Source organism: Mesorhizobium sp. M7A.F.Ca.US.006.01.1.1 (genome assembly GCF_003997935.1).
Lineage (GTDB): Bacteria > Pseudomonadota > Alphaproteobacteria > Rhizobiales > Rhizobiaceae > Mesorhizobium.
The window spans coordinates 1-5,747 of sequence record NZ_RZQL01000343.1; the positions used below are offsets into that span (position 1 = coordinate 1).

The 5,747-nt window shown below is 60.3% G+C and carries 6 protein-coding genes; 3 read left to right on the plus strand and 3 right to left on the minus strand.

Annotation, left to right across the window (positions count from 1 at the left end):
• The coding region (locus tag EN943_RS34220) for a response regulator (RefSeq protein ID WP_245476085.1) at nucleotides 1-431 on the minus strand (431 nt) is incomplete at its 3' end.
• A 271-nt stretch (nucleotides 432-702) separates the two neighbouring features.
• Here EN943_RS34220 and EN943_RS34225 point away from each other — a divergent pair.
• Together EN943_RS34225 and EN943_RS34230 are read left to right on the plus strand one after the other, a co-directional pair.
• Nucleotides 703-3,813 (plus strand): CheR family methyltransferase, encoded by a 3,111-nt coding sequence (locus EN943_RS34225; protein ID WP_127416288.1) that lies wholly within the window; start codon nucleotides 703-705, stop codon nucleotides 3,811-3,813.
• A complete protein-coding gene (locus EN943_RS34230) occupies nucleotides 3,810-4,190 on the plus strand; it encodes a response regulator (RefSeq protein ID WP_127416289.1) in 381 nt (126 codons plus the stop codon). The genes EN943_RS34225 and EN943_RS34230 overlap by 4 nt, the downstream gene beginning before the upstream one ends.
• 95 nt (nucleotides 4,191-4,285) lie before the next feature.
• Here EN943_RS34230 and EN943_RS37835 read toward each other — a convergent pair whose 3' ends face one another.
• A complete protein-coding gene (locus EN943_RS37835) occupies nucleotides 4,286-4,708 on the minus strand; it encodes a hypothetical protein (RefSeq protein WP_164778528.1) in 423 nt (140 codons plus the stop codon).
• A 41-nt stretch (nucleotides 4,709-4,749) separates the two neighbouring features.
• Between EN943_RS37835 and EN943_RS34240 the strand changes: the two genes are divergently transcribed.
• Nucleotides 4,750-4,968 (plus strand): hypothetical protein, encoded by a 219-nt coding sequence (locus EN943_RS34240; RefSeq protein WP_127416291.1) that lies wholly within the window; start codon nucleotides 4,750-4,752, stop codon nucleotides 4,966-4,968.
• Between the two features lie 95 nt (nucleotides 4,969-5,063).
• Here EN943_RS34240 and EN943_RS34245 read toward each other — a convergent pair.
• A partial coding sequence (locus tag EN943_RS34245) for a molybdopterin dinucleotide binding domain-containing protein (protein ID WP_281060873.1) occupies nucleotides 5,064-5,747 on the minus strand: 684 nt, incomplete at its 5' end.

A 5,747-nucleotide genomic window follows, 5' to 3' on the forward strand; every position in this document is an offset into this window, starting at 1 on the left:
GGGTTCGCCCGCCCCGATGCCTGCGGGGGAAAGAGTGCGTTGAACACCGCCTGGCTGCCCGAGGATTTCCGCAAATTGCTGGCGTAGCGGAGATGATCGGGGATGGCGATGTCGTCATCGCCGCTGAAGAACACGAAGGGCACACCCCGGCGCATCAACTCATCGGCGATCGGAAACACGCGCCGGCCATTGAGATTGACATCGAGGATTGCAGCTTCGGCCGTCCCGGTATGTTTGGACGCCTGTTCGACAGTCGCAGCAGGGCCGAGGATGATGGCGCCCATGTTGCTGAAGAACCGCGCAAGATCTCCCGCCATCGTCCATTCGTCTTCGACTATCAGAATATGCAGCCCCCGCAGGTCGCGCACGTCAACATCCTTTCTTGCGACGGAGTTTAGAATGGGCCCGACCCTCATTCCGAGTTTTGTCATCCAAAGCCGTCTGCAATCGCTTCGCGAGCGTCAGCATCTGATCCGGGACGGGCCCTGCGGTGGAAAGGTCGAGCAACCCCTGCGCTTCTAACGTCGGTTGCGTCAGGAGCTTTATTTCAGAAGAACGTTTTGTCATCGAACCACCATGGATATCGGGTTCAACGTCATCCATGGCGACTTGTTCCGTCCTTCGTGCGCGCTATATGGTTACCTTCCGTTCGATCCGATCTTGAGAGACTTTTCGTCGGGCCGGGCGAAAGGGGGACCAGCCATGACAGCCCGTTCGAGGAAGTTTCCCATTGTGGGCATCGGTGCCTCCGCGGGTGGCATTCCCGCGATGGAGGGCCTTTTCAAGGGCGTGACCGACCAGCCCGGCATGGCATTCGTCATCATCACGCATCTCAGCCCCAAAAGGGAGAGTCTGTTGCATGAGGTTGTCAGCCGCTACACCGAGATGGCTGTCTCGGTGGTTGAGGACGGCACGGCTGTCGAACCCAACCACGTCTATGTGATGCCGCAAAACGTCACTCTCGCCGTCGAAAACGGTGTGCTGCACCTACGGCGGCCCAATGGGCTCACCCAGGAGCGCAAACCCATCGATATCTTCTTCAGCGCACTGGCCGAAGACCAGGGTGAATATGCCGTCGGCGTCATTCTGTCAGGCGGCGACTCCGATGGAACCTTGGGCGCCAAGGCCATCAAGGAGCGGGGCGGGTTTATCGTCGCGCAAGCGCCGGACGGTTACGGGCCGCGCAATCCCGACATGCCGCAGAGCGCTATTGCCAGTGGGCTCGTCGATGTCGCTGTACCCGCCGAGGAGATCGGGGCGAAGCTGGAGGCTTTCGCCCGCGGCTTCGACACGCTGGAAGGGCTGGCGGAGGAAGATGGCGACCATACGGCCGACATCGATAAGGTGCGAGAACAGATATACGCCATTCTGCGCAGCCACTCCGGCCATGACTTCTCGGGATACAAGACCAAGACATTCCTGCGCCGCGTGAAGCGGCGCATGCAGATCGCCCAGGTCCATTCCATCAGCGCCTATATAGACTGGCTGAAGAAGGATGCTCGCGAGGTGATGAACCTTTTTCGCGATCTGCTGATCAATGTCACCAACTTCTTTCGCGACCCTGATGCCTTCGAGTTGCTCGAGCGAAAGATCATACCGCAGCTGTTCGAAGGCAAGACCGCCAGCGACACCGTCAGGGTCTGGGTTCCCGGATGCGCCACGGGCGAGGAGGTGTTCTCCATCGGCATGCTACTGCGCGAACACATGGAGAAGCTTACGGTCGTTCCGCGCGTTCAGATATTCGCCACCGACATAGACGAGCCGGCGCTGGCGGTGGCGCGGGCGGCACGCTATCCGGAAGCCTTGCTGCAAGGTCTTTCTCCCGAACGCAAGCAGCGGTTTTTCAACGGCGATGGCGAAAGCTATGTCCTCAGCAATGAGATACGCGAACTGTGCATCTTCTCGCCGCACAGCGTCATTCGCGATCCACCCTTCTCGCGCATGGACCTGGTCTCCTGCCGCAATCTGCTGATCTATTTCGGCCCGATCATCCAAAACCGCGTCATCCCTGTCTTCCATTATGCGCTGAAGCCCGGCGGTTACCTTTTCCTCGGCACCTCCGAAAGCGTCGGGCAGCACGACGATCTGTTCGCCACCGTGGACAAGAAACATCGCATCTTCCAGGCGCGGGAGCATGCCTCACCGCACATCAGGCTGCCGGCCCTGATCGGGGAAAGCCATTCCAGCGTCCTCCCATCCGAAAGCGCCGGCTCGAAGAAGGGACTTGTCGGCTATCCCCTGCGGCAGGCAGTCGAGGCGCAGGTTCTGGAACGGTTCGCGCCGCCGCATGTCCTGGTCAACGCCGAGGGCGATGTCGTCTATTATTCGGCCAGGACCGGCAGATATCTCGAAGCGCCACAAGGGATTCCCAGCCGGCAGCTGCTGACGATGGCAAGGCGTGGGTTGCGGCTGGACCTGCGCGCCGCACTGCGCGAAGCGACATCCACGCGCCGCACAGTGGTGCGAGAAAACCTCACCGTGGAGGAAGACGACGAACGTGTCCAGCCGATCAGGCTGACGATCGAGCCGCTCGCCGAACGCGGCAACGGCGAGCCGCTTTACCTTGTCCTTTTCGAACCGTCGGGGCCGACCCAGGCCCGCTCAGAGGAAGACGGCGGCGCCCGTGACAGTGACAGCACCGCCGATCTGGAGCGGGAACTGCGCGACACCAGGGAGCGCCTGCAATCGACGATCGAGGAATACGAGACCGCGCTGGAGGAGGTCAAATCGTCGAACGAGGAACTCGTCTCCGTCAATGAGGAGGCGCAATCCACCAACGAGGAACTCGAAGCCTCGAAGGAGGAGATGCAGTCGCTTAATGAGGAGCTCAACACGATCAACGCCGAGTTGACGGCCAAGATAGATGAGCTCGACCACGCCAACGGCGATCTCCGCAACCTGTTCGAAAGCACCGACATCGCGACCATTTTCCTCGACCGCAGCCTTGTCGTCCGCACCTTCACGCCGGCGGCGTCATCCTTCTTCAGCCTGCGTCCCTCCGATGTCGGCCGGCCGCTGACGGATCTGTCGAGCCAACTCGACTACCCCGAGTTGAAGCAGCACATCGACAAGGTGTTCGAGACAGGCGAGATCCTGAATCACCATCTGGCGCGCGATGCCAGGGGCCTGTTCCACATGGTCCGTATCAATCCCTATCGGGACAAGGGCAACAGGATCCAGGGCGTGGTGGTTACACTTGTCGACGTCACCACGCTGGCGCAGGCGGAAGAACATCAGCAGGTGCTCATCTCGGAACTCAACCACCGGGTCAAGAACATGCTTGCGGTGATCGCCAGCATTGCAAGCCGCACGCGGGAAAGCTCTGATACGAAGGAGGAGTTCGCGGATGCGCTGATCGGTCGCTTGCATGCCATGTCGCGGGCCTACGGCCTGCTGACCCGGGAGAGATGGAAGGAAGCCTCGGTCAGGGAGTTGCTCCAGCAGGAGCTCGAACCATTCGGCATCGAGCGGATCGAATTCGATGGCGAGGACGTCAAACTAGGTCCGCAACAGGGGCTTTCCCTGAGTATGGCCATTCATGAACTGGCCACCAACGCGGCCAAGTACGGCGCTTTGTCAAAAGCCGACGGCAAGGTTAGTGTGCAATGGTCGATCGAGGACGACAGTTTCACATTTGGCTGGCGCGAAAAGGACGGCCCTGTTGTCAAGGCGCCCTTGGACAACGGTTTTGGCCTGACACTGCTGCAGGGAGAAATTGGTTACAGGCTCGGCGGCCATGTCGAGACCACGTTCCACAAGGACGGCCTCAGCGTCCAGATTGCGTTTCCAGCAAACCACAAGGAGGCGCCGTGAGCGACGACAGGCCGCGTGTTCTGGTGGTCGAGGACGAATGGCTGATCGCCGAAGACGTCGCGTCTCGCCTGCATGCGGCGGGTTATCCGGTGATCGGCCCGGTCTCGTCGGTCGCCGCGGCTCGTCAGCTTATCGATGCAGGCAAAGTCGACGTGGCGCTGCTGGACATTCAATTGAACGGTGAAACAAGTCTACCCGTGGCCGAAACATTGCTGGCTCGCGGCATCCCCTTCGCCTTCATGACCGGATTTGGGCCGCGCGACGTTCCCACACCCTTCCGAAACTGCAGATTCGTGCCGAAGCCGGCAGGCGACGCTGCACTTCTCAACACCTTGGCCGACCTGGCATCGCTTCGTCCCGACAAACACTCGCTGTGATTTCAAGGAGTGCTGGCCTCGATCAATCCTATCCGGCCCGTCCGATTTAGGGTTCATTCGACCGTGAACACTCAGGGACTGCAAAGTGGAACAACTCAGGTCCATGCGAGTTCGATGTCCGTGCAGCATCGTTGCTCCCCTTGTTTGATGCTGCGCGATCGGGTCCCGATCAGCCTGATCCAGCCCGCGCGTCCCTGCTCGGGAAGCGCGGGCTTTCCGTGGTGGCAACGGTGATGTTTTGAGACCCAGGAGGGAACAATGTACCCGTCCGGCAGTTCGGCGCGAGGAGGAACAAAATGCAATACGCCGAAGAAATCGCGCTCAGGCGCGTGAAGATGCTGGTCGAACAATACGTTGTCGCCAGGAGCAGGAGATATGATTTCGTCTCGACCGAACTTGCCTGCAAAGCCATTCGCCAGGTCGTACGAAGCCCGATCGAAGACGCCGAACTGGACCATCTGCTTGCTAGAAGCGCGGTCAAACAAGGGCTCTCGGTGCGGTTCGACCGGATAGGGCATTGGCGGGCGGCTTCGCCCGGGCTCAGCCAGGAGAAATCAGCATGAGGGCAATGCTTTTGATGTCAGCGGCATTGCTCGCCTTGGCGGGGTGCAACGACAATGCCGATCCAGCCAAGTCCAAGACGGATACCACCAACAGCCAACCGGTCGACAAGAATCCCCCGACGGACACCAACCCGACGCCGCAGACCAGCACCGGCGGCGAGCAGCAGGGTACGCAGCCAACCCAGCCGGCATCTCCAAAACCAAGTGGCGGCTAGGCCAAGTGGCGGTGGTCGCGCTTGGGCCTGTACCTGGCGGCACTGTCGATGGGCCGGCAGTAACCGAGGCTTCCTCCGGCTTCAGCAAACTATTCTCACGGGAACGGACTTGACGGCCGGAACGTGGGCCTCCTTGGCGCGATGCCATAGGGCAGCAGGGGATTGAGTTCCGGATAATAGCCGGCGCAATTGCCTTGCGGCACGGAATAGGGTGTCACACGAAGGCCGCGCACACGCCGCTCCACACCGTCATCGGCATGGGTTTCGAGATCGATCTGTTGCCCCGCGGTCAGTCCGAACCGCTGGATATCGGCCTCATTCATCAGCAACACCATGCGTGTGCCGTGGATGCCGCGCAACCTGTCATCATATCCGTAGACGGTCGTGTTGAACTGGTCGTTGGATCGCACTGTGATCAGCGTCAGCATTTTTTGGCCCGAGACATCGATATCGGGATCTGCCTCCAGTGTGGTGGGCGGCTTGAAATTGGCCTTCTTGTTCGGCGTCTCCCAAATGCGCTTCGATGCCTTGATATCACGATGGAATCCTCCGGGTGTCAGGAACCGCTTGTTGAACTGGCGGAAATGCTGTGGAAAGCAGCGCTCGATCTCATCGCGGATGCGAGAATAGTCGGCAATCCACTTGTCCCAAGGAATCGAGCTCATGTCTGGCACGGTGGCCTTGGCCAGCTCCGCGACGATCTTCGGCTCCGAAAGCAGGTTTGGCGAAACCGGCGGGCGCGATCCAAAGGAACCATGGATGCAGGCGGTCGAATCCTC